Below are 22,227 nucleotides of genomic sequence, written 5' to 3'. Positions count from 1 at the left end.
ACCGGTAGGCTGGTCACATGTCCGAACCGACCGGTGCCGCCCGCAGGCGCGGGCCCTTCAAGGTCGGGGACCAGGTTCAGCTGACCGACCCCAAGGGCCGCCACTACACGTTCACGCTCGAGGCCGGGAAGAACTTCCACACCCACAAGGGTTCCTTCCCCCACGACGAGCTGATCGGCGCTCCCGAGGGCAGCGTTGTCCGCACCACGGGGAACGTCGCCTATCTCGCGCTGCGCCCCCTGCTCCCCGACTACGTCCTGTCCATGCCCCGCGGCGCCGCCGTGGTCTACCCCAAGGACGCGGGGCAGATCCTGGCCTTCGCCGACATCTTCCCCGGCGCGCGCGTCGTGGAAGCGGGTGTGGGCTCGGGCTCGCTCAGCAGCTTCCTGCTGCGGGCCATCGGCGACCAGGGCATGCTCCACTCCTACGAGCGCCGCGAGGACTTCGCGGAGATCGCCCAGCAGAACGTGGAGCGCTACTTCGGCGGCCCGCACCCCGCCTGGCAGCTCACCGTCGGCGACCTCCAGGACAACCTGTCCGACACCGATGTCGACCGCGTCATCCTCGACATGCTCGCTCCCTGGGAGTGCCTGGAGGCCGTCTCCAAGGCGCTGGTCCCCGGCGGCATCCTGTGCTGCTACGTCGCCACCACCACCCAGCTCGCACGGACCGTCGAGTCCATCCGCGAGATCGGTTCCTTCAACGAGCCGACCGCGTGGGAGTCGATGATCCGCAACTGGCACGTGGAGGGCCTCGCGGTCCGTCCGGACCACCGGATGATCGGCCACACCGGCTTCCTGCTCACCGCCCGCCGCCTCGCGGACGGCGTCGAGCCGCCCATGCGCCGCCGCCGCCCCGCCAAGGGCGCCTACGGCGAGGACTACTCCGGCCCGAACGCCGACGGCGGCTCAGGCCGCTGACCCGACCGACGCGCACGCCGTCGACGTACTCAACGCACCACATCTGTGGCCGAGTTCCCGGAAGCACTCCGGAGCTCGGCCGCGGTGCGTTCCCGCGCGGGGGCCGCGGAACAGGTGGGCAACTCCGCCGCAAGCCCTTTCCGTTGACGTGCCACGATGACGCGCCGCCAGAAGTCCGGACCCCGCCGTTCCCCCCACTGTGACGTGTGGCACCATGCTGGCCACTCCACCCCCGCCGTCACGGCCCTCCCAGGAGACGCTCCTAGTGCAGCAATCCGTCGTCCCGGAACTGGCACACACCCACACCCGCCCCATCCACTGGCTCGCCACGGCCACCGCGCTGGCCGGAGTCGTCGCCCTCTCCTCGGTCCTCCAGCCCGGCTCCGCGACGGCGGCCCAGCCCGGCCCCGAGGCCAAGTCCGCCCCGGCCGCGACGGCGCCCCCGGACCCCGCGGGCGTCACGTTCCCGATCGAGTGCGGGCCCGTCAAGGTCCTCGTGCAGAAGAAGGCGTCCGGAGACCTCGACGGCGACGGCAGCCCGGAGACGGTGGCCGTCGTCCGCTGCGACGCGGGCATCGGCACCCCGCCCAACGGCGTCTACGTCCTCACGCAGGGCGGGTCGGGAGCCAGGAAGCCCCGTGTCGTGGCCACCCTGGTCGACCCGAAGGACCGCCTCGACGTCACCGACTTCGCGGTGCGTGACAGCGCCGTCACGGCGACCCTGCTCGGCTACTCCTCTGCCGACGTGCCGAGTTGCTGCCCGGACGTGAAGGAGCAGGCCAAGTGGCAGTGGAAGAACGGCACGTTCATCCGCTCGACACCCTCCGGGGCGCAGAACGCATGAGAAGTATGTGAGAAAAGAGACATTTCGTGACGCGGAGTGCCCTTCAGGTCACTCCGCGTCGGGACCGTAGACCTCGACCCTGTCCGAAACTCGACGTACGTGGATGCAGTCGCCCGGGCACTCCTTCGCGGAGTCGGCGACATCCCGCAGAAGCGTCAGCGGTACGGGCGTTGTGGCGCCCGGGGCCTGCAGGAGCTCGTCCTGGGCGCTCTTCACATAGGCCAGACCGTCGATGTCCAGCTCGAAGACCTCCGGCGCGTACTGGACGCAGATACCGTCCCCGGTACAGAGATCCTGGTCGATCCAGACCTCGAGAGCCTCGCTGTCGCCTGGGGCCTCCTGCTGCACGGTCATTTCTCCTGCCGTTTCCTGCGTCGAGCGATCCGAAGACTGGGGAATCGGGCCAGCTCTGACGGGTGTTGAACACGTCGACCCTACCTCCGCCCGCTTCCCGACCGTGTTCGGTGGGTATTCCCCTGGCGTGAGGGAGAGCGCAAGGGTGAAGATCGGACACACCTCGACAGTCTTTGTGATCTAGGGGTTTCAATCGACACCCACCCAGGTAGGGTCTGGAAGCGTCCAGCTCCCCTTGGAGGAGGTGAGGACCGTGGCAGCCCACGACGACGACATGAACCGCGGCATCCGCCCGGGACGAGGGTCCGATGACCCTGCCGGGCAGGTTGCCTACCTTGAGCAGGAGATCGCCGTCCTGCGACGCAAGCTCGCCGACTCTCCGCGGCACACGAGGATTCTCGAAGAGCGGATCGTCGAGCTGCAGACCAACCTGGCAGGCGTGTCCGCACAGAACGAGCGGCTCGCCAACACGCTCCGTGAGGCCCGCGACCAGATCGTGGCCCTCAAGGAAGAGGTCGACCGGCTGGCACAGCCACCGGCCGGCTTCGGTGTCTTCCTCACGGCGAACGAGGACGGCACGGCGGACATCTTCACCGGGGGCCGCAAGCTCCGGGTGAACGTCAGCCCCAGCGTGGAGCTCGAAGAGCTCAGGCGCGGCCAGGAAGTGATGCTCAACGAAGCCCTCAACGTGGTCGAGGCCATGGAGTACGAGAGCGTCGGCGACATCGTCACCCTCAAGGAGATCCTCGAGGACGGCGAACGCGCCCTCGTGGTGGGGCACACAGACGAGGAACGGGTGGTACGGCTCGCCGAGCCGCTGCTGGACGTCACCATCCGCCCCGGAGACGCCCTCCTTCTCGAACCCCGTTCCGGCTATGTCTACGAAGTTGTCCCGAAGAGCGAGGTCGAGGAACTCGTCCTCGAAGAGGTCCCGGACATCGGCTACGAGCAGATCGGCGGCCTGGGAAACCAGATCGAACTGATCCGCGACGCGGTCGAGCTCCCCTACCTCTACCCCGACCTCTTCAAGGAACACGAACTGCGGCCGCCCAAGGGTGTGCTGCTCTACGGGCCTCCCGGATGCGGCAAGACGCTCATCGCCAAGGCGGTCGCCAACTCGCTGGCCAAGAAGGTCGCCGAGGTCACCGGCCAGGCCACCGGCAAGAGCTTCTTCCTCAACATCAAGGGCCCCGAGCTCCTGAACAAGTACGTCGGCGAGACCGAGCGGCAGATCCGCCTCGTCTTCCAGCGTGCTCGTGAGAAGGCCAGCGAGGGCACCCCCGTCATCGTCTTCTTCGACGAGATGGAGTCCCTCTTCCGCACCCGTGGATCGGGCGTCAGCTCGGACGTGGAGAACACCATCGTCCCCCAGCTGCTCGCCGAGATCGACGGCGTGGAAGGCCTGGAGAACGTGGTCGTGATCGGCGCCTCGAACCGCGAGGACATGATCGACCCCGCGATCCTGCGCCCCGGACGACTCGATGTGAAGATCAAGATCGAGCGCCCGGACGCCGAGGCCGCCAAGGACATCTTCGCCAAGTACCTCACACAACGCCTCCCGCTGCACTCCGACGACCTCGGAGAGCACGGCGGGGACCGGGCGGCCACCGTCCACGGCATGATCCAGACCGCCGTGGAACAGATGTACGCCGAGTCCGAGGAAAACCGCTTCCTCGAGGTCACCTACGCCAACGGCGACAAGGAAGTCCTGTACTTCAAGGACTTCAACTCGGGCGCCATGATCGAGAACATCGTCGGCCGCGCCAAGAAGGCAGCGATCAAGGCCTTCCTCGAGCAGAACCAGAAGGGCCTTCGGGTCTCCCACCTCCTCCAGGCGTGCGTGGACGAGTTCAAGGAGAACGAGGACCTGCCGAACACCACCAACCCGGACGACTGGGCCCGAATCTCCGGAAAGAAGGGCGAACGGATCGTTTACATCCGTACGCTCGTCACTGGAAAGCAGGGCGCGGACACCGGACGCTCCATCGACACGGTGGCGAACACCGGGCAGTACCTGTAAAAGACAGGGCGGCTGCGGGTGCCCTCCACGGGTACCCGCAGCCGACTGCTTTTCGGGGCCACGGCTGGAGCAGAGCAATGACGCAAATGATCTCCCCACCAGCGCAGAGGCGTTCTAGGCTCTTTCGTACCGCCGAGTCGCGCGTTGCGGGGACGGGCACCGCACACGCACCGGAGCACCAGCGGTACTTGAGCAGCGCCCCCGACCGAGGGCGCCGCCGGGCAAGGAGGGCCGCATGACCGTACGGCGAGTAATGGGCATCGAGACGGAGTACGGGATCTCCGTCCCCGGCCACCCCAACGCCAATGCCATGCTCACCTCGTCCCAGATCGTCAACGCGTACGCGGCGGCGATGCACCGGGCGCGCCGCGCCCGCTGGGATTTCGAGGAGGAGAACCCGCTGCGGGACGCGCGAGGCTTCGACCTCGCCCGCGAGGCCGCCGACTCCAGCCAGCTCACCGACGAGGACATCGGCCTGGCCAATGTCATCCTCACCAATGGCGCACGGCTGTACGTGGACCACGCGCACCCGGAGTACAGCGCTCCCGAGGTCACCAACCCGTGGGACGCCGTCCTGTGGGACAAGGCCGGCGAGCGCATCATGGCGGAGGCCGCGGAGCGCGCGGCCCAGCTCCCCGGCGCCCAGCCGATCCACCTCTACAAGAACAACACCGACAACAAGGGCGCCTCGTACGGCACGCACGAGAACTACCTGATGAAGCGGGAGACCCCCTTCTCGGACATCGTGCGCCACCTCACGCCGTTCTTCGTCTCACGCCAGGTCGTCACCGGAGCGGGCCGCGTCGGTATCGGTCAGGACGGGCACGAGCACGGCTTCCAGCTCAGTCAGCGCGCGGACTACTTCGAGGTCGAGGTGGGCCTCGAGACCACGCTCAAGCGCCCCATCATCAACACCCGCGACGAGCCGCACGCGGACGCCGAGAAGTACCGCAGGCTGCACGTGATCATCGGTGACGCGAACCTGTCGGAGATCTCGACCTATCTCAAGCTGGGCACGACTGCACTGGTCCTGTCCATGATCGAGGACGGCTTCATCGCCGTCGACCTGGCCGTCGACCAGCCCGTGCGCACGCTGCACCAGGTCTCGCACGACCCCACGCTGAAGCGGCTCGTCACGCTGCGCAGCGGACGCACGCTGACCGCGGTGCAGCTCCAGATGGAGTACTTCGAGCTGTCGCGCAAATACGTGGAGGAACGCTTCGGGGCGGACGCCGACGACCAGACCAAGGACGTCCTGGCCCGCTGGGAGGACACTCTCAACCGCCTGGAGAACGACCCGATGAGCCTCTCGGGGGAGCTCGACTGGGTCGCCAAGCGGGAGCTCATGGAGGGCTACCGGCGCCGTGACGGCCTCGACTGGGACGCGGCACGGCTGCATCTGGTCGACCTCCAGTACGCCGACGTACGGGCCGAGAAGGGCCTGTACAACCGTCTGGCGGCGCGCGGCAAGATGAAGCGGCTCCTGGACGAGCGGGACGTCGAGCGGGCCCGTACGAAGCCGCCCGAGGACACCCGCGCGTACTTCCGCGGGCGCTGTCTGGAGCAGTACGCGGACGATGTGGCGGCGGCCTCCTGGGACTCGGTGATCTTCGATCTGCCGGGCCGGGACTCGCTCCAGCGCGTCCCAACCCTGGAGCCGCTTCGCGGAACGCGTAATCACGTCAAGGAGCTCCTCGACCGCTGCCGTACGGCGGAAGACCTGGTCAGGGTCCTGTCGGGCGGCTGACCGGGCCGCCAGGGGCATCGGAGCCCGGGCGGCACAACGGGGTGGAAAGACGCGACGTCCGGGAATCATCGAGGTGGCTCCCGGACGTTGTAGCAACTGCGGGGCCGATGTCGGACCCTGCTTGTAGGGTCTGATCAAGAACGTCGAACCGAGCGGGGTGAGGGTTATGGCGACCAAGGACACCGGCGGCGGACAGCAGAAGGCGACGCGTTCCACCGAGGAGGTCGAGGAGCAGGCGCAGGACGCGCAGGTGACGGACGACCTCAAGGAACGCCAGGAGAAGCTGAGCGACGACGTCGACTCGGTTCTGGACGAAATCGACGACGTCTTGGAGGAGAACGCCGAGGACTTCGTGCGAAGCTTCGTTCAGAAGGGTGGGGAGTGACCCTACCTTTGAATCGAAGGTCCGGTGGCCTTTAGGTGTCGGAGGGCCGCACCGTGAAGCGCTGTTCGCGGTGTAAGGAGTGCAAACCGCGGACGGCCTTCGCGAGTAACAAGTCGATGCGCGACGGACTTCAAGCTCATCGTCGCGCGTGTGCTGCGGCGCATCACCAGGAGCGGCAGTTCGCCAAGGGGTGGAACGTCCGGCCTCCAGTGGACGTGCCCGAGGGGCACAAACTCTGTCGGGGCTGTGGCGAGATCAAGCCCCATAGCGAGTGGCATCGCAATGCCACCGCATCGGATGGCCTTGCGACGTGCTGCAAAGCGTGCGAGGCCATCCGGGGGGCGAGAAGGTCACCTCAAGCGCCACTAGGCATGACCGAAGCCGAACGGGACGAGATGATCGCCTCTCAAATGGGGCTCTGTGTGATCTGTTTGAAAGCTCCTGCAGTTCATGTGGATCACTGCCACGAGACGGGTAGGGTCCGTGGCGTACTGTGCTTCAACTGCAATTCGGCCATCGGCAAGTTGGGAGATGATCCCGACGCTGTTCGTCGGGCTGCCGCCTACTTGGAAGGATCCCCGTGGAAGCCAACACTCGTAGCACCGGGCGTCTACCGGCTGCCTTCCTGACGCCCGGGTCGTCGTCCTTCATGGACTTCCTGTCCGAGCATCAGCCGGAGATGCTGCCGGGCAAGCGGCAGCTGCCGCCCATCCAGGGCGTGATCGAGGCCCCGCACGGCACGACCATCGTCGCCGTCACGTTCCCCGGCGGAGTGGTCCTCGCCGGCGACCGCCGGGCCACCATGGGCAACATGATCGCCCAGCGCGACATCGAGAAGGTCTTCCCGGCCGACGAGTACTCGGCGGTGGGCATCGCCGGTACGGCCGGTCTGGCCGTCGAGATGGTCAAGCTGTTCCAGCTGGAGCTGGAGCACTTCGAGAAGGTGGAGGGCACCACGCTCTCCCTGGAGGGCAAGGCGAACCGGCTCTCCACCATGATCCGTTCCAACCTCGGCATGGCCATGCAGGGCCTCGCCGTGGTCCCTCTCTTCGCGGGTTTCGACGTGGACCGCGACAAGGGCCGCATCTTCTCCTACGACGTCACCGGAGGCCGCTCCGAGGAGCAGGGCTACGCCTCCACCGGCTCCGGCTCGATCTTCGCGCGCGGTGCCATGAAGAAGCTCTACCGCGAGGACCTGACCGAAGAGCAGGCCACGACCCTCGTCATCCAGGCGCTGTACGACGCGGCCGACGACGACTCGGCGACCGGTGGTCCCGACGTCGCCCGCCGGATCTACCCGATCGTCACCGTGATCACCGAGGACGGCTTCCGCAGGCTCACCGACGGCGAGTCCTCCGACATCGCCCGCGCGATTCTGGAGCGGCGTCTGGAGCAGCCGGACGGTCCGCGGGCCGCGCTGCTCTGAGCCCGGCTCCTTTTGCCAAGGTGACCCAGTGACTTCGACAGAAAGGGACGGATAACCGGTGTCGACGCCGTTCTATGTCTCACCCCAGCAGGCCATGGCCGACCGGGCGGAATACGCCCGTAAGGGCATCGCCCGCGGTCGCAGCCTCGTTGTGCTGCAGTACGCCGACGGCATTGTGTTCGTCGGCGAGAACCCGTCCCGTGCCCTGCACAAGTTCAGCGAGATCTACGACCGGATCGGCTTCGCGGCCGCCGGCAAGTACAACGAATACGAGAACCTGCGGATCGGCGGCGTGCGCTATGCCGATCTGCGGGGTTACACCTATGACCGTGATGATGTGACCGCCCGGGGTCTGGCGAATGTGTACGCACAGACGCTGGGCACGATCTTCTCCTCGGCCGCCGAGAAGCCGTACGAGGTGGAGCTCGTCGTCGCCGAGGTGGGGGAGACCCCCGAAGGCGACCAGATCTATCGGCTGCCGCACGACGGGTCCATCGTGGACGAGCACGGGTCCGTCGCGGTGGGTGGCAATGCCGAGCAGATCAGCAGTTACCTGGACCAGCGCCACCAGGACGGGATGTCGCTGGCGGAGGCGCTGAAGCTGGCCGTGCAGTCGCTGTCGCGGGAGCCGAACGGGGGCGAGCGGGAGATCCCCGCGGAGCGCCTGGAGGTCGCGGTCCTGGACCGTACGCGCCCGCAGCAGCGCAAGTTCAGGCGGATCGTCGGGCGTCAGCTGGGCCGGCTGCTGGAGGAGGGCGGCGCGGAGACCGCCACGGAGGCCGAGGACGCCGAAGACGAGGAGTGACCGTTCGTCTTCGCCCCGCCCGCCGGATGCCGGTGGGTGGGGCGGGGCCGTGCCGGTACATCAGCCCGTCGCCGCCGGATCGGACGTTGCCCCATGGGGAGTCGTTTCCAGATCCGGACGTGAGCGACGGGCCTTGATGTACCGGCACGGCCCCTTTCGTGCGTCGGCCGGGGGCCGCGGGCGCGCGGGGTGGGTGGTCTAGGGGGCGCCTGGTGGGGCTGTGGAGCCTCGTACGACCAGGTGCACCGGGATGTCGCCCACGGGGGGTGTTCGGCCGTCCAGGACGGCCAGGAGGGCTTCCATGCCGCGTTCGCCGAAGCGCTCCGCGTCCAGGCGGACGGTGGTCAGCTCCGGGTCGATGGCCTGGGCCAGGGCCAGGTCGTCCAGGCCCGTGACGGAGAGATCCTCGGGGATGCGCAGGCCCAGGCGGCGGGCGGCCTTGTAGGCGCCTGCCGCCAGTTTGTCGTCGTCGCAGACCAGGGCGGTGGGGCGGGGGCCGGGGGCGGCGAGGGCCGATCCCGCGGCGGCCACCGCGTCCTCGATGGAGATCGGGGCCCGGGTCGTGCGGAGGTCCGTGCCGGGGACCTCGGACAGGCGCTCGGCCAGTTCCCGGGCGCGTACCTCGAAGGTCCAGGACGGGATGTCCGCCGCCAGATGGAGGAAACGGCGGTGGCCCAGGGACAGGAGGTGCTCGGCCACCTGTCGTACGCCGTCCGTGATGTCGAGGTTGACGGTCGCCGCGCCCAGGCTGCCCTCAGGGTCGCTGTCGAGCATCACCAGGGGGAGCTGGTCACCCCGGATGGCGGTCAGGGCGTCCGCGGCCATGGAGGAGGCGATGACGCCGTCCAGGGCGGCAGCCGCGGAGCCGAACGGGTCACGCGCGGGGCCGATGCCTTCGGGGGAGGGGTACAGAACCACGCCGAAGCCGTGTTCCGCCGCGACGCGGGCCGCGCCGGTGTAGACCCCGGCGAAGAACTCGGTGGTCAGTGCCGGGACCACCAGGAGGACCGTACGGGTGCGGCCCAGGCGCAGGTTGCGGGCGGCCAGGTTCGGGCGGTAGCCGAGCTCCTGAGCGGCCTCGCGGACACGTTCCGCGGTCGTCTCGGAGACCCGGCCGCGCCACTTGTCGGCCAGCACGAGGGAGACCGCGGCCTGGGACACCCCGGCGGCCTGGGCGACGTCACGGCTCGTCGGGCGGGTGCTACCTCGTGCCACCGGCGACCTGCTCCTTCGTCTGGACTCGCGGACTGGGCACATGGTACGTATGACCCAGGGCGTTATACGTAAAACCTCGTGTGCATGACCATCGGGCGTCACGCGTTACCGGAAGGGCATGACATGGCCGCGGGATACCTGGAGATCCTCAGGGCGAGGCACGCCGCACGGCTGCTCGCCGGCACGCTCACCGGGCGGCTGCCGAACGCCACCGCGGCCATCGCCGTCGTGCTCTTCGTCCGGGCGGAGGGCGGGACGTACAGCCTGGCCGGTGCGCTGGCGGCCGTGTACGGGGTGGGCAATGCCGTGGGGCAGCCGCTGCTCGGGCGGCTCGTGGATCTGTACGGGCAGCCGCGTGTCCAGTTGCCGGCCGCGCTCGTCTCGGCCCTCGGGATGGGCGTCTTCGCCTTCTCGGGCACCGACCCGCTGCCGGTGGCGTACCTCTCGATGGTCGTCGCCGGGCTCTTCACGCCGCCCCTGGAGGGCGGTCTGCGGGCGTTGTGGCCCTCCGTGCTGCGCCGGGAGGAGCAGGTGCACACCGCGTACGCGATGGACGCCGTGGCGCAGGAAGTCATGTTCACCGTCGGACCGTTGCTGCTGACCCTGTGTGCCTCGCTCTGGTCCGCCCGGGCGGCGCTGCTGATCCTGAACGTCGTCGGGGTGCTGGGCGCCCTCTCCGTGGTCCTCTCGCCACCCTCGCGCGCGTGGCGTTCGGCACCGCGCGAGGCGCACTGGCTCGGCGCGTTGCGTTCCCCCGGGCTGCTGGCGCTGCTCGGCGCGTTCCTGTTCGTGGGGATCGCGCTCGGCTCGATCACGGTCGCCGCGGTGTCGTACGCCGACGACCACGGCGGCGACGCGGTGTACGGCTGGCTGATGGCGGCCGTGGGGCTCGGGGCCCTCGTCGGTGGGACGGCGTACGGGGCGCGGCGGTGGAGTGGCGCGCCCGAGCGGCGACTGCGGGTGCTGGTCGCCCTTCTGGCGGTGTGTTATCTGCCACTCGTGCTGATGCCGGGCGTGGTCGCCATGACGGCCCTCGCGGCGCTCGCCGGGGTCTTCCTGGCGCCCTGCATCGCCTGCGCCTTCATCATCGTCGACCGGCACGCGCCGAAGGGCACCGTCACCGAGGCGTTCTCCTGGCTTGTGACGACGTTCACCGTGGGCGCGTCGGTCGGAACGGGCCTCGCGGGCCCGGTCGTCGAGTGGGGCGGGGCGGTGTGGGGCTTCGCCCTGCCGGGTGTCGCGGGTGCCGCCGCACTGGTGGTTCTGCTGGCCACGGGGCGGGTCCTCGCAGCTACCGGGGACGGTGCGGTCGTTGCGGTCTCATCGGAAAATGATCCAAACCGTGCCGTCGAACCCCGTTTCAGCTCGGGGGATCGGGCGTAATGTTCAGTCATGGACCGCCGCATTTTCGGGCTGGAGAACGAGTACGGCGTCACGTGTACGTTCAGGGGACAGCGCCGCCTGTCTCCCGACGAGGTGGCGCGGTACCTCTTCCGCCGTGTCGTGTCATGGGGCCGCAGCAGCAATGTCTTTCTGCGGAACGGTGCCCGCCTCTATCTCGACGTGGGATCACATCCGGAATACGCGACACCCGAATGTGACAACGTGACGGAACTCGTCACCCACGACAAGGCCGGCGAGCGCATTCTCGAAGGACTCCTGGTCGACGCCGAACGACGCCTGCACGAGGAAGGAATCGCGGGCGACGTCTATCTGTTCAAGAACAACACCGACTCGGCGGGCAACTCCTACGGGTGCCACGAGAACTATCTGGTGGCCCGGCACGGGGAGTTCTCCCGGCTCGCGGACATTCTCATTCCCTTCCTGGTCACCCGGCAGCTGCTGTGCGGTGCCGGCAAGGTGCTGCAGACTCCGCGCGGCGCCGTGTACTGCGTGAGCCAGCGCGCCGAGCACATCTGGGAGGGCGTCAGCTCGGCGACGACCCGCTCCCGGCCGATCATCAACACCCGCGACGAACCGCACGCCGACGCCGAGCGCTACCGGCGGCTGCACGTCATCGTCGGTGACTCGAACATGTCCGAGACGACGATGCTCCTCAAGGTCGGCGCCACCGACCTGGTACTGCGCATGATCGAGGCCGGTACGGTCATGCGCGACCTCACCCTGGAGAACCCCATTCGGGCGATCCGTGAGGTCAGTCACGACATCACGGGCCGGCGCAAGGTGCGTCTGGCCAGCGGCCGGGAGGCCTCCGCGCTGGAAGTGCAGCGGGAGTACTTCGAGAAGGCCGTGGACTTCTGCGAGCGCCGCGGCATCCGCACCGGCACGGTCGAGCAGGTGCTCGAACTGTGGGGCCGCACGCTCGACGCGATCGAGGCCGAGGACCTCGACCGGATCGGTACCGAAATCGACTGGGTGATGAAGTACAAGCTCATCGAGCGGTACCGGGCCAAGCACAACATGACGATGTCGCATCCCCGGGTCGCGCAGATAGACCTCGCATATCACGACATCCACCGGCGTCGTGGTCTGTACTACCTCCTGGAGAGGAAGGGACAAGCCACCCGGATCTGCAACGATTTGAAGATCTTCGAAGGCAAGTCCGTGCCGCCGCAGACCACTCGGGCCCGGCTGCGCGGCGACTTCATCCGGCGCGCTCAGGAGCAGCGACGCGATTTCACCGTCGACTGGGTCCACCTCAAGCTCAACGACCAGGCACAACGCACGGTGTTGTGCAAGGACCCGTTCCGTTCGGTCGACGACCGGGTGGAGAAGCTGATCGCGGGAATGTGAGCGCTGAGTTCCGGGTGTGAGGGCGGAACGCAACGCGGGGCGCCGTACGTTTTCCGTACGGCGCCCTTCTCACGTCGTAGAGTTGCGCGCACGCCATCAACCAAGATCGATCGATACGAGGCCCTCACCGTGCGCCGACGCTCCCTCATGATTGCCGTACCCGCCGGACTGGTCACGCTCGCCGGATGCGGTGACGACAAGTCGGGCAAGGCCAAGTCCAGTACCAGCAGCCCGTCCCCGTCGGCCCCCGCGTCCGCCTCGGCGGCGCCGCCGCCGAAGATCGTCGACGGTCCGCTGCCGGCGATCACGGCCGGGGCGAAGTTCGGTGAGAAGCCGACCGTGGCCAAGGGCAGCGGCTCCCCGTCGAAGGACCTGGCGGTCAAGACGGTCATCGCGGGCGGCGGCAAGACGGTCGCGGAGAACGACTACATCCAGGCCAACTACCTCGGCCAGATCTGGGACACCGCCAAGGTCTTCGACAACTCCTACGACCGCAAGACGCCGCTGCTCATCCAGCTCGCGCAGGGCGGCATCATCGACGGCTGGCGCTATGCCCTGGTGGGCAAGAAGGTCGGCAGCCGCGTCGAGATGTCCGTGCCGCCCACCTGGGGCTACGGCCCGCAGGGCAACACGCAGGCGGGCATCAAGGGCACCGACACGCTGGTGTTCGTCGTCGACATCGAGAACACCTTCAACGCGAAGAGCTCCGCCCAGGGCAAGGAGGTCGCGCAGAGCGACGCCGCCCTCCCGAAGGTCGGCACCAACACCGACGGCAAGGCCCCCTCCATCGACGTGCCGAAGGCGACGGCCCCGACGAAGCTCGTGGCGAACTACGTCCTCGAGGGCGACGGGGACGAGGTCAAGGCGGACAGCAGCGTCCTGGTGCAGTACAAGGGCGTGCTCTGGGACACCGGCAAGGAGTTCGACTCGACGTACAGCAGCGGCCGGCTGGCGTCGTTCTCGCTGCAGCAGGTCGTCAAGGGCTGGGCGCAGGGACTGACCGGCAAGAAGGTGGGCAGCCGCGTCCTCATCGTCATTCCGCCGGCGCTGGGCTACGGCAACAACCCGCCGAGCGGCAGTGGCATCAAGAAGGACTCCACCCTGGTGTTCTCGGTGGACATCCTGGCCAAGATGTAACGCCTTGCGGGATGTGAGACTGTCGGTGTTGCTTTAAGGCCTTTACGCGAACAAGCAGGAGCTAGAGACGTGAGCATCGAGAAGCCCGAGATCGACTTCCCGGGCGGCGAGCCCCCGGCGGACCTCGAGATCAAGGACATCTGGGAAGGCGAAGGCCAGGTCGCCAAGGCCGGCGACTTCGTCAAGGTCCACTACGTGGGCGTGGCGTTCTCCACCGGCGAGGAGTTCGACGCCTCCTGGAACCGCGGCGCACCGCTGGAGTTCCAGCTCGGTGTCGGTCAGGTCATCAGCGGCTGGGACCAGGGTGTGCAGGGCATGAAGGTCGGCGGCCGTCGCCAGCTGGTCATCCCGGCGCACCTCGCGTACGGCGACCGTGGCGCCGGTGGCCGAATCGGCCCCGGCGAGACGCTGATCTTCGTCTGCGACCTGGTCGCGGTCTGATCCACAGCGGGATCGGGTCTTGATCCGATCATCATGAAGGCCGGGTTCCCGCCCGATCTTCGTACGCTCTGTGATCGGGATTCGTCCGAAGCCGATCACCTGGGGCCCATGCCTGTCCGGGCATGGGCCCTCGGCTTTTGCCGGGGCACTTCGGAGCGGTACGGTCAACGGTCGGAAGCACCATAGGAAGGGCGTCGATGGCCATTGCCAAGGCCGAGCGGCTGATGAACCTCGCGCTGTGTCTGCTCGGGACGCGGCGGCCGCTCAGCAAGCGCGAACTCCGCGAGTCCATCGAGGCCTATCTGGAAGCCGGGTCGGACGACTCCTTCAACCGGATGTTCGAGCGCGACAAGGACGATCTGCGCGAGCTTGGCCTGGTCATCGAGACGGTGGAGAACCTCGACGGCGAGGTCGGCTATCTCGCCCGCCGCGACAGCAACCGCCTGCCGCCCATCACCCTCGACGCCGAGGAGGCCGCCGCCCTCGGCCTCGCCGCCAAGGTCTGGCAGCAGGCCCGGCTGGCCGGCGCGGCGAGCGGTGCGTTGCAGAAGCTGCGCGCCGCCGGGCTGCCCGAGGACTTCGACCCCTACGAGGCGCATAGCGCCCTCGAACCGCACATCCCCGTGCACGAGGCGGCCTTCGAGCCGCTGATGCTGGCCTGCCGCGACCGCCGCCCGGTCGTCTTCGACTACCGCAAGGCCACCGCCGCGCACCCCGAGACCCGGCAGGTCGAGCCGTGGGCGCTGGAGTGCTGGCGCGGCCACTGGTACCTGGCGGGCTGGGACCGCGACCGCGGCGCCGAGCGCGTCTTCAGGCTCTCGCGGATCACCGGCAGGGTCCGCTCCCGCGCCGGGCGGTACACCGCCGAGGTGCCCGACGTCGTCACCGTGCGGGAGACCGTGGCGAGCTGGGCGGGCGAGATCGCCGACCGCTCCGCGCTGATCCGGCTGCGCACCGGCTCCGGCTACCCGCTGCGGGCCAAAGCGGTCTCCGTACGGGAACTCGGCGACGGCTGGGACGAGTTGGAGATCCCGTACGGACACGGCCTGGACGCCTGGCTCGTCGAGTTCGGGCCCGACGTGGTGGTCCTGGAGCCCGCCGAGCTGCGGGCCGATGTAGTGGACCGGCTGCGCGCCGTGGCCAAGGGCTGAGGGGGAACGTAGAGAACGTGGCAGGAAAAACGGCCAGGCCCACGAACGCGATCGACCAGACCCGGCGGATGCTGTCCCTGGTGACCTATCTGCGCGAGCGCCCCGGCGCGCGCGTCGGTGATGTCGCCCGGGCCTTCGGGATCACCGAGGACGAGCTGATCTCCGACCTCGACGTGCTGCCGCTGTGCGGGACCAGCTTCCGCGGCGGTGACCTCCTCGACATCGACACCGACGGCGACCGCATCTGGTGGCACAACCCCGACCTCGTCGCCGAACCCCTCCGTATCGCCGCGGACGAGGCGACCGCGCTCCTGGTGGCCGCCCGCGCGGTCTCCACGCTGCCCGGGCTGCGTGAGGGCGACCGGCAGGCGCTGCTGCGCGCCACCGCCAAGGTGGAGGCCGCCTCGGGCGAGGCGGCGGCCGCCAGCTCCCGCCTCTCGGTGACCTTCGAGTCCGAGGGCGGGGTCTTCGCGGACGTCGACCGGGCGATCTCCGAGCGGCGCCGGCTGTGGATCCGCTACTACTCGCCCTCGCGTGACGAACTCACCGAGCGCGAGATCGACCCGATCCGCCTGGTCAGCGTCGGGCACACGTACGTGGAGGCCTGGTGCCGCCGCTCCGAGGCGCGCCGCACCTTCCGGCTCGACCGGGTCGCCGAGATCCGCATCCTCGACGAGCCGTCCGCGCCGCCCGAGATCGAACTGCGGGACCTCTCCGAGGGGCTGGTGCAGCCCGCGGCCGAGGATCCGGAGGTGGTCGTCGAGGTCGGGCCGGGCGGGCGCTGGGTCGCGGAGTACTACCCGCACGACAGCGCGGATGAGCTGCCGGAGGGCGGGCTGCGTATTACTTTGCGGACCCCCGACCCCGCGTCGCTGCGACGGCTGGCGCTGCGCCTGGGCCGGGACGGACGGATCGTGTCGCCGCCGGAGCTGGCGGACAGCGCCCGTGAGGCGGCTCGGGAGGCACTCGCGGCCTACGACGGGCTCGAGGGCGATCAGGACGGACCGTACGACAGGCAGGAGCAGGGGCTTTGACCACGTCGGCGATGTCGGGCGCGTCGGGGAGGGCCGGTACCTCGCAGAGGACCGGCGGGTCGGTGAAGGCGGGCGGCGCGGAGCGGGCCGGCGCGTCCGTGGGCGCGGCGGAGATGACGGCCGTCACCGCGTTCGCCGGTATGCGGAGAGTGGCCGACGTGCTGTTCAAGGCCGGCTGCCCCGACTGCCGGGCCGCTCTGGAGCTCAGAGCGAACGCCCTGATGCTGGCCATCGGCGCCACCAGCCGCACCACGTTCTACTCCTTCACCTGCACCGAGTGCGGCTCGGCCGTCCGCAAGCCCGCGGGCGAGCGCATCGTCGAACTCCTCACCGGCGGCGGGGTGCGCACACTGCGTCTGCACTCCACGACTTAGGCTCGACCTCATGTTCTGGCCGATGTTCGCGATTGTGGTGGGTTTTCTTGGAATCGCCGTTCTCGGCGTCCTCGCTGTCCGTGTCTTCGTGGAAGCGGAGCGTCTGGGGAAGCAGGTGACGGACTCCGCGCGCCGGATCAACCAGGCGGCCGACGACCTGGAGCGGGCGGCCGTGGGGGTCGCGCGTTCTGTGGATGCCGTATGACCTTCCAGGGATCCCGGTATGAGTCCGTCGAGGTATACGCAATGAGCCGTTTGAACCTGTCAAGTTGCCGGTGAGGGCGGGTACGCTTCTGATCGCGGTCCGGAGAACGAGGCGCGGGCCGCGAACTGGGAGTACGCACAGGGATTGCCCCGCGTTCACCCCTGAGCGTTACGATCGCTGTCATCACGACGTTCGGGCACATGTCCGACCGATCGGACAGCACCCCGACCCAGCCGCCTCGGTGAGAAGGTAAAGACTTATGTTCGGAAGGCTCGGCGCTCCCGAGATCATTCTCATCCTCGTCGTCATCATCCTGCTGTTCGGCGCGAAGAAGCTTCCGGACATGGCGCGCTCCCTCGGCAAGTCCGCGCGCATCCTGAAGAGCGAGGCCAAGGCGATGAAGGACGAGGGCAGCACCTCCGCCCCGGCCGGTCCGCCCAGCACCGACGAGCAGACCCCGGCTCAGCGCACGATCCAGGCCGCGCCCGGCGATGTGACCAGCTCCCGCCCGGTCACCGAGCCGACGGACACGACCAAGCGCTGACGCAGGGCCGGACGCCTCCGGTCCGCCGCACGAGATGAGGACGTGGGTTGCTCAAGTCTGCCCGCAAGAAGGAGAAGGATCCCGAGGGACGGATGCCCCTTGCGGACCACCTTCGTGAGCTCCGCAACCGGCTCGCGAAGGCGATGCTGGCCATCGTCATCGTCACGGTCGTGGCCGCCTTCTACTACAACGACATCATCAACTTCTTCACCAAGCCGGTGCTGGACTCGGTCGGGTGTCCTTCGAGCTTCGCCGAGCTGGCGAGGATGCCCAAGGGCAAGCAGTGCGCGCAGATCACGATCAACGGTCTGCTCGCCCCGTTCACCCTGGCGTTGAAGGTCTCGTTGATGGCCGGCGTCGCTTTCGCCTCGCCGGTGTGGCTCTACCAGCTGTGGGCGTTCGTCGCGCCCGGTCTGCACCAGAACGAGAAGAAGTACGCGTATGCGTTCGTCGGGACGGGCGTTCCGCTGTTCTTCGCCGGTGGCTTCTTCGCCTACAAGGTGCTGCCCACCACCGCGAAGGTGCTGATCACCTTCACGCCGCACGGTGTGAACAACCTGCTGCCGCTGGACGATCTGCTCGACCTCGTCACCCGCATGGTGGTCGTCTTCGGTCTCTCCTTCGAGCTGCCGCTGCTGCTGGTCATGCTCAACCTCACCGGCATCCTGACCGGCAGGCGCATGCTCGGCTGGTGGCGCGCCATGATCATGGGCATCACGGTCTTCGCGGCCGTCGCCACGCCGAGCACCGACCCGCTGACGATGCTGGCGCTCGCGGTACCCATCTGGGTCCTCTACTTCGGCGCCGTCGTCTTCTCGCTGATGAACGACCGGCGCAAGCGGCTCCGCGAGGCCGAGGGTCCGGCGGACGACGAGGCCTCCGACCTGGACCTCACGCCCGAGGACATCGGCGAGGTCGAGAGCGTGTCGGCGCACCGCGCGCTGCCCGAGCAGTCGGGCACGGACCGGGTCAACGGTTATGACGACGTGACCTGACGAAGGCCGGAGATCTCGTAGGGTCAGGGCCGTGACCAGCGAGATCACCCTCTTCGTCAACCCCACCGCGGGACGCGGCCGGGGCGCCCACGCGGCGCAGCCGGCCGCTTTCGCATTGCGGGCGGCGGGATTCTCCGTCCGTACGGTCCTCGGGGAGAACGCCGAGGACGCCCTCACGCGCGCGCGTGCGGCCGTCGAGGGCGGCACCGGCGCCCTCATAGCCGTCGGGGGCGACGGCATGGCGAACCTCGCCCTCCAGGCCGTCGCCGGCACCCGCACCCCGCTCGGCCTGGTCGCCGCCGGCACCGGGAACGACTTCGCCCGCGCCCTCGGGCTTCCGGTGCGCGACCCGGCGGCCGCGGGACGGCTGATCGCCGAGTCCCTCAAGGGGGCGCGGCTGCGCGACGTCGACCTGGGCCGGGTGAACGGCACCTGGTTCGCCACCGTCCTCGCCTCCGGCTTCGACTCCCGGGTCAACGATCGCGGCAATCGCATGCGCTGGCCGGTCGGCCGTTTCAAGTACGACCTCGCCATGCTCGCCGAACTGGCCGCCCTCACGCCCCTCCCGTACCGGATCACCCTGGACGACGGCGAGGTCCGGGAGATCGCGGCGACCCTCGTGGCGGTCGGCAACGGATCGTCGTACGGCGGCGGGATGAGGATCTGCGCGGGCGCCGACCTGGAGGACGGGCTGTTCGACGTCACGGTCGTCGGGGAGTGCAGCCGTACGACCCTGCTCACGGTGTTCCCCAGGGTCTACCGCGGCACCCACCTCGACCACCCCGTCGTCACCGTGCACCGGGCCGCCAAGGTCGAGCTCGTCGCAGAGGGTGTCACCGCGTACGCGGACGGGGAGCCGCTGGGGCCGCTGCCGCTCACGGCGGAGTGCGTGCCCGCTGCGGTGCGTGTGGCCATTCCCTGAGCTGCGGGAATCCGGGGTTTGAGATAAACAGATCCGGATATTGATCGTCATGTTGTCAGTGGCTGCCGGTAGTCTCGAAAGCACGATGACAGAGGACCTCTCACCGGCCGAGCGGTATGCGGCAGCACGGAAGCGCGCTGTCGAGCAGGCCACCGCGCTCGCCTCCTTCCGCGAGATGTACGACTTCGGCCTCGACCCCTACCAGATCGAGGCCTGCCGGGCGCTCGAAGCGGGCAAGGGTGTGCTCGTGGCCGCGCCCACCGGCTCGGGGAAGACGGTCGTCGGCGAGTTCGCCGTCCACCTCGCCCTCCAGCAGGGCAAGAAGTGCTTCTACACCACGCCGATCAAGGCGCTCTCGAACCAGAAGTACGCCGATCTGTGCCGCCGTTACGGCGCGGCCAAGGTCGGCCTGCTCACCGGCGACAACAGCGTCAACTCCGATGCCCCGGTGGTCGTCATGACCACCGAGGTGCTGCGCAACATGCTGTACGCGGGCTCCCAGACCCTCCTCGGCCTCGGCTATGTGGTCATGGACGAGGTGCACTACCTCTCGGACCGCTTCCGTGGCGCCGTCTGGGAGGAAGTGATCATCCACCTCCCCGATTCGGTGACCCTGGTGTCACTCTCGGCGACCGTGTCGAACGCGGAGGAGTTCGGCGACTGGCTGGACACCGTGCGCGGCCACACCGAGGTGATCGTCTCCGAGCACCGGCCCGTCCCGCTGTTCCAGCACGTGCTGGCCGGGCGCCGGATGTACGACCTCTTCGAGGAGGGCGAGGGCAACAAGAAGGCGGTCAACCCCGACCTCACCCGCCTGGCCCGGATGGAGGCCAGCCGTCCGTCGTTCCAGGACCGCAGACGTGGCCGCGCCATGCGCGAGGCCGACCGCGAGCGCGAGCGCCGGCAGCGCTCGCGGATCTGGACACCGGGCCGCCCCGAGGTCATCGAACGGCTCGACGCCGAGGGCCTGCTGCCCGCGATCACGTTCATCTTCAGCCGCGCCGCCTGCGAGGCCGCCGTCCAGCAGTGCCTGTACGCGGGCCTCAGGCTGAACGACGAGGAGGCGCGCGCGAAGGTCCGCGAGATCGTCGAGGAGCGCACCGCGTCCATCCCCTCCGAGGACCTGCACGTCCTGGGCTACTACGAGTGGCTGGAGGGCCTGGAGCGCGGCATCGCGGCCCACCACGCGGGCATGCTGCCCACGTTCAAGGAAGTCGTCGAGGAACTCTTCGTACGCGGCCTGGTGAAGGCCGTGTTCGCGACCGAGACCCTGGCACTGGGCATCAACATGCCCGCCCGCTCGGTGGTGTTGGAGAAGCTCGTCAAGTGGAACGGCGAGCAGCACGCCGACATCACACCCGGCGAGTACACCCAGCTCACCGGGCGTGCCGGTCGGCGCGGCATCGATGTCGAGGGCCACGCCGTCGTGCTGTGGCAGCGCGGCTTCAGCCCCGACCACCTGGCGGGACTCGCGGGCACCCGCACCTACCCGCTGCGCTCCAGCTTCAAGCCGTCGTACAACATGGCCGTGAACCTGGTCGAGCAGTTCGGCCGGCACCGCTCGCGCGAGCTGCTGGAGACGTCCTTCGCGCAGTTCCAGGCCGACAAATCGGTCGTCGGGATCTCCCGGCAGGTGCAGCGCAACGAGGAGGGTCTGGAGGGCTACAAGGAGTCCATGACCTGCCACCTCGGGGACTTCGACGAGTACGCGCGACTGCGCCGCGAACTCAAGGACCGCGAGACGGAGCTCGCCAAGCAGGGCGCGGCGCAGCGGCGCGCCGAGGCGGCCGTGGCGCTGGAGAAGCTCAAGCCCGGCGACATCATCCATGTCCCGACCGGCAAGTTCGCGGGCCTGGCGCTGGTCCTCGACCCGGGGCTGCCCGCGGGCCGGTCCAACGGCCACCGCGGCTTCGAGCACCACGACGGACCGCGCCCGCTGGTCCTCACCGCCGAGCGCCAGGTGAAGCGACTGGCCTCGATGGACTTCCCGGTGCCGGTCGAGGCGCTGGAGCGGATGCGTATCCCGAAGTCCTTCAATCCGCGCTCCCCGCAGTCGCGTCGCGACCTCGCCTCCGCGCTGCGCACCAAGGCCGGGCACATCGTTCCCGACCGGCTGCGCAAGCGCCGTTCCGAGGCCGCCGACGACCGCGAGATCGCCCGGCTGCGCACCGCGATCCGCGCCCACCCCTGCCACGGGTGCAACGACCGTGAGGATCACGCCCGTTGGGCCGAGCGCTACCACCGGCTGCTGCGCGACACCAAGCAGTTGGAGAACCGCATCGAGGGGCGGACGAACACCATCGCCCGCACCTTCGACCGGATCGTCGCCCTCCTCACCGAGCTGGACTACCTGCGCGGCGACGAGGCCACGGAGCACGGCAGACGACTCGCCCGGCTGTACGGCGAACTCGACCTGCTGGCCAGCGAATGCCTGCGCGCCGGGGTATGGGAAGGTCTCGACCCGGCCGAACTCGCGGCCTGTGTCTCGGCGTTGGTGTACGAGTCGCGGGTCGGTGACGACGCGATGGCGCCGAAGCTGCCGTCCGGCAGGGCCAAGGCGGCGCTCGGTGAGATGGTCCGCATCTGGGGCCGTCTCGACGCGCTGGAGGAGGACTTCCGGATCACCCAGTCCGAGGGAGTCGGCCAGCGCGAGCCGGACCTCGGCTTCGCCTGGGCGGCCTACGAGTGGGCTTCCGGCAAGGGCCTCGACGAGGTGTTGCGCGAGGCGGAGATGCCGGCCGGTGACTTCGTCCGCTGGTGCAAGCAGGTCATCGACGTGCTGGGCCAGATCTCGGCCGCCGCGCCGGTCTCCGGCGGTGAGAGGTCGACGGTCGCGAAGAACGCGCGTAAGGCGGTCGACGGCCTGCTGCGCGGAGTGGTCGCCTACTCGTCGGTGGGCTGAGCCGAGCCGGTGGCCCGGTCGGTCGTGGCGCGCCGCCTCCCTGCCGGGGGCG

Annotated in this window: 22 protein-coding genes; 20 read left to right on the top strand and 2 right to left on the bottom strand. The window is 68.9% G+C overall.

Going from position 1 to position 22,227, the window contains the following annotated elements; translation table 11 throughout:
- The first annotated feature begins 17 nt into the window (after positions 1 to 17).
- Positions 18 to 920, top strand: a complete 903-nt coding sequence (locus tag AAFF41_RS12005) for a tRNA (adenine-N1)-methyltransferase (protein ID WP_054231160.1) — start codon at positions 18 to 20, stop codon at positions 918 to 920.
- A 265-nt stretch (positions 921 to 1,185) separates the two neighbouring features.
- The gene (locus AAFF41_RS12000; RefSeq protein ID WP_343323943.1) at positions 1,186 to 1,764 is read left to right on the top strand and encodes a hypothetical protein; all 579 of its coding nucleotides are present in this window, start codon (positions 1,186 to 1,188) and stop codon (positions 1,762 to 1,764) included.
- 48 nt (positions 1,765 to 1,812) lie between these two features.
- Here the strand turns inward: AAFF41_RS12000 and AAFF41_RS11995 are convergent, their stop codons facing one another.
- Complete coding sequence (locus tag AAFF41_RS11995) at positions 1,813 to 2,118, bottom strand: ferredoxin (protein ID WP_319744874.1); 306 nt, start codon at positions 2,116 to 2,118, stop codon at positions 1,813 to 1,815.
- Positions 2,119 to 2,371: 253 nt separating this feature from the next.
- Between AAFF41_RS11995 and arc the strand changes: the two genes are divergently transcribed.
- The 6 genes from arc to prcA all read left to right on the top strand — a co-directional run bounded on the left by arc (position 2,372) and on the right by prcA (position 8,501).
- Positions 2,372 to 4,138 carry a proteasome ATPase gene (arc, locus tag AAFF41_RS11990; RefSeq protein ID WP_319744876.1) on the top strand — a complete coding sequence of 589 codons (1,767 nt, stop codon included), beginning with the start codon at positions 2,372 to 2,374 and terminating at the stop codon, positions 4,136 to 4,138.
- Between the two features lie 235 nt (positions 4,139 to 4,373).
- Positions 4,374 to 5,885: a depupylase/deamidase Dop gene (gene dop, locus AAFF41_RS11985; RefSeq protein WP_343323942.1), complete on the top strand. Its 1,512-nt coding sequence runs from the start codon at positions 4,374 to 4,376 to the stop codon at positions 5,883 to 5,885.
- A 166-nt stretch (positions 5,886 to 6,051) separates the two neighbouring features.
- Positions 6,052 to 6,270: a ubiquitin-like protein Pup gene (locus AAFF41_RS11980; protein WP_319744878.1), complete on the top strand. Its 219-nt coding sequence runs from the start codon at positions 6,052 to 6,054 to the stop codon at positions 6,268 to 6,270.
- Between the two features lie 116 nt (positions 6,271 to 6,386).
- On the top strand, positions 6,387 to 6,899 hold the full coding sequence (locus AAFF41_RS11975; RefSeq protein WP_319744880.1) for an endonuclease VII domain-containing protein: 513 nt from the start codon (positions 6,387 to 6,389) through the stop codon (positions 6,897 to 6,899).
- Positions 6,851 to 7,696 carry a proteasome subunit beta gene (gene prcB / locus AAFF41_RS11970; RefSeq protein ID WP_319744882.1) on the top strand — a complete coding sequence of 282 codons (846 nt, stop codon included), beginning with the start codon at positions 6,851 to 6,853 and terminating at the stop codon, positions 7,694 to 7,696. The genes AAFF41_RS11975 and prcB overlap by 49 nt, the downstream gene beginning before the upstream one ends.
- A gap of 58 nt (positions 7,697 to 7,754) precedes the next feature.
- Positions 7,755 to 8,501 (top strand): proteasome subunit alpha, encoded by a 747-nt coding sequence (prcA, locus tag AAFF41_RS11965; RefSeq protein WP_054231166.1) that lies wholly within the window; start codon positions 7,755 to 7,757, stop codon positions 8,499 to 8,501.
- 198 nt (positions 8,502 to 8,699) lie between these two features.
- On the opposite strand, the gene AAFF41_RS11960 is transcribed toward prcA, so the two are convergent.
- Positions 8,700 to 9,716 carry a LacI family DNA-binding transcriptional regulator gene (locus AAFF41_RS11960; RefSeq protein ID WP_343323941.1) on the bottom strand — a complete coding sequence of 339 codons (1,017 nt, stop codon included), beginning with the start codon at positions 9,714 to 9,716 and terminating at the stop codon, positions 8,700 to 8,702.
- Positions 9,717 to 9,839: 123 nt separating this feature from the next.
- On the opposite strand from AAFF41_RS11960, the gene AAFF41_RS11955 reads away from it, so the two are divergent.
- The 12 genes from AAFF41_RS11955 to AAFF41_RS11900 all read left to right on the top strand — a co-directional run bounded on the left by AAFF41_RS11955 (position 9,840) and on the right by AAFF41_RS11900 (position 22,175).
- Complete coding sequence (locus AAFF41_RS11955) at positions 9,840 to 11,099, top strand: MFS transporter (RefSeq protein WP_343323940.1); 1,260 nt, start codon at positions 9,840 to 9,842, stop codon at positions 11,097 to 11,099.
- A gap of 9 nt (positions 11,100 to 11,108) precedes the next feature.
- Positions 11,109 to 12,470, top strand: a complete 1,362-nt coding sequence (gene pafA / locus AAFF41_RS11950) for a Pup--protein ligase (protein WP_054231169.1) — start codon at positions 11,109 to 11,111, stop codon at positions 12,468 to 12,470.
- A 129-nt stretch (positions 12,471 to 12,599) separates the two neighbouring features.
- Entirely contained in the window at positions 12,600 to 13,607 is a 1,008-nt protein-coding gene (locus tag AAFF41_RS11945; RefSeq protein ID WP_319744888.1) for an FKBP-type peptidyl-prolyl cis-trans isomerase, read from the top strand.
- A 69-nt stretch (positions 13,608 to 13,676) separates the two neighbouring features.
- The gene (locus tag AAFF41_RS11940; protein ID WP_054231171.1) at positions 13,677 to 14,048 is read left to right on the top strand and encodes an FKBP-type peptidyl-prolyl cis-trans isomerase; all 372 of its coding nucleotides are present in this window, start codon (positions 13,677 to 13,679) and stop codon (positions 14,046 to 14,048) included.
- Between the two features lie 197 nt (positions 14,049 to 14,245).
- Entirely contained in the window at positions 14,246 to 15,199 is a 954-nt protein-coding gene (locus AAFF41_RS11935; RefSeq protein ID WP_319744891.1) for a helix-turn-helix transcriptional regulator, read from the top strand.
- A 17-nt stretch (positions 15,200 to 15,216) separates the two neighbouring features.
- A complete protein-coding gene (locus AAFF41_RS11930) occupies positions 15,217 to 16,233 on the top strand; it encodes a helix-turn-helix transcriptional regulator (protein ID WP_319744893.1) in 1,017 nt (338 codons plus the stop codon).
- Between the two features lie 113 nt (positions 16,234 to 16,346).
- A complete protein-coding gene (locus AAFF41_RS11925) occupies positions 16,347 to 16,607 on the top strand; it encodes a hypothetical protein (RefSeq protein ID WP_054231214.1) in 261 nt (86 codons plus the stop codon).
- Positions 16,608 to 16,617: 10 nt separating this feature from the next.
- Positions 16,618 to 16,812, top strand: coding sequence for a hypothetical protein (locus AAFF41_RS11920; RefSeq protein WP_067365373.1), 195 nt, complete (start codon positions 16,618 to 16,620; stop codon positions 16,810 to 16,812).
- Positions 16,813 to 17,071: 259 nt separating this feature from the next.
- Positions 17,072 to 17,356 (top strand): Sec-independent protein translocase subunit TatA, encoded by a 285-nt coding sequence (gene tatA, locus AAFF41_RS11915; RefSeq protein WP_319744895.1) that lies wholly within the window; start codon positions 17,072 to 17,074, stop codon positions 17,354 to 17,356.
- A gap of 47 nt (positions 17,357 to 17,403) precedes the next feature.
- The gene (gene tatC / locus AAFF41_RS11910; protein WP_319744897.1) at positions 17,404 to 18,351 is read left to right on the top strand and encodes a twin-arginine translocase subunit TatC; all 948 of its coding nucleotides are present in this window, start codon (positions 17,404 to 17,406) and stop codon (positions 18,349 to 18,351) included.
- 31 nt (positions 18,352 to 18,382) lie between these two features.
- Entirely contained in the window at positions 18,383 to 19,273 is an 891-nt protein-coding gene (locus AAFF41_RS11905; RefSeq protein ID WP_319744900.1) for a diacylglycerol kinase, read from the top strand.
- 40 nt (positions 19,274 to 19,313) lie between these two features.
- Positions 19,314 to 22,175 carry a DEAD/DEAH box helicase gene (locus AAFF41_RS11900; protein WP_319744902.1) on the top strand — a complete coding sequence of 954 codons (2,862 nt, stop codon included), beginning with the start codon at positions 19,314 to 19,316 and terminating at the stop codon, positions 22,173 to 22,175.
- The last annotated feature ends 52 nt before the right edge of the window (positions 22,176 to 22,227 follow it).

This window comes from Streptomyces mirabilis, from assembly GCF_039503195.1.
Classification (GTDB): domain Bacteria; phylum Actinomycetota; class Actinomycetes; order Streptomycetales; family Streptomycetaceae; genus Streptomyces; species Streptomyces mirabilis_D.
The sequence above is the reverse complement of the archived record's forward strand: the minus strand, read 5'-3'. Positions and strand labels throughout refer to the sequence as shown.

Coding starts and splice junctions, on each gene's coding strand:
- AAFF41_RS12005 (WP_054231160.1), top strand. CDS start 18: ATGTCCGAACCGACCGGTGCCGCCCGCAGGCGCGGGCCCTTCAAGGTC.
- AAFF41_RS11995 (WP_319744874.1), bottom strand. CDS start 2,118: ATGACCGTGCAGCAGGAGGCCCCAGGCGACAGCGAGGCTCTCGAGGTC.
- dop (WP_343323942.1), top strand. CDS start 4,374: ATGACCGTACGGCGAGTAATGGGCATCGAGACGGAGTACGGGATCTCC.
- AAFF41_RS11980 (WP_319744878.1), top strand. CDS start 6,052: ATGGCGACCAAGGACACCGGCGGCGGACAGCAGAAGGCGACGCGTTCC.
- AAFF41_RS11975 (WP_319744880.1), top strand. CDS start 6,387: ATGCGCGACGGACTTCAAGCTCATCGTCGCGCGTGTGCTGCGGCGCAT.
- AAFF41_RS11955 (WP_343323940.1), top strand. CDS start 9,840: ATGGCCGCGGGATACCTGGAGATCCTCAGGGCGAGGCACGCCGCACGG.
- pafA (WP_054231169.1), top strand. CDS start 11,109: ATGGACCGCCGCATTTTCGGGCTGGAGAACGAGTACGGCGTCACGTGT.
- AAFF41_RS11935 (WP_319744891.1), top strand. CDS start 14,246: ATGGCCATTGCCAAGGCCGAGCGGCTGATGAACCTCGCGCTGTGTCTG.
- AAFF41_RS11925 (WP_054231214.1), top strand. CDS start 16,347: ATGACGGCCGTCACCGCGTTCGCCGGTATGCGGAGAGTGGCCGACGTG.
- AAFF41_RS11920 (WP_067365373.1), top strand. CDS start 16,618: ATGTTCTGGCCGATGTTCGCGATTGTGGTGGGTTTTCTTGGAATCGCC.
- tatA (WP_319744895.1), top strand. CDS start 17,072: ATGTTCGGAAGGCTCGGCGCTCCCGAGATCATTCTCATCCTCGTCGTC.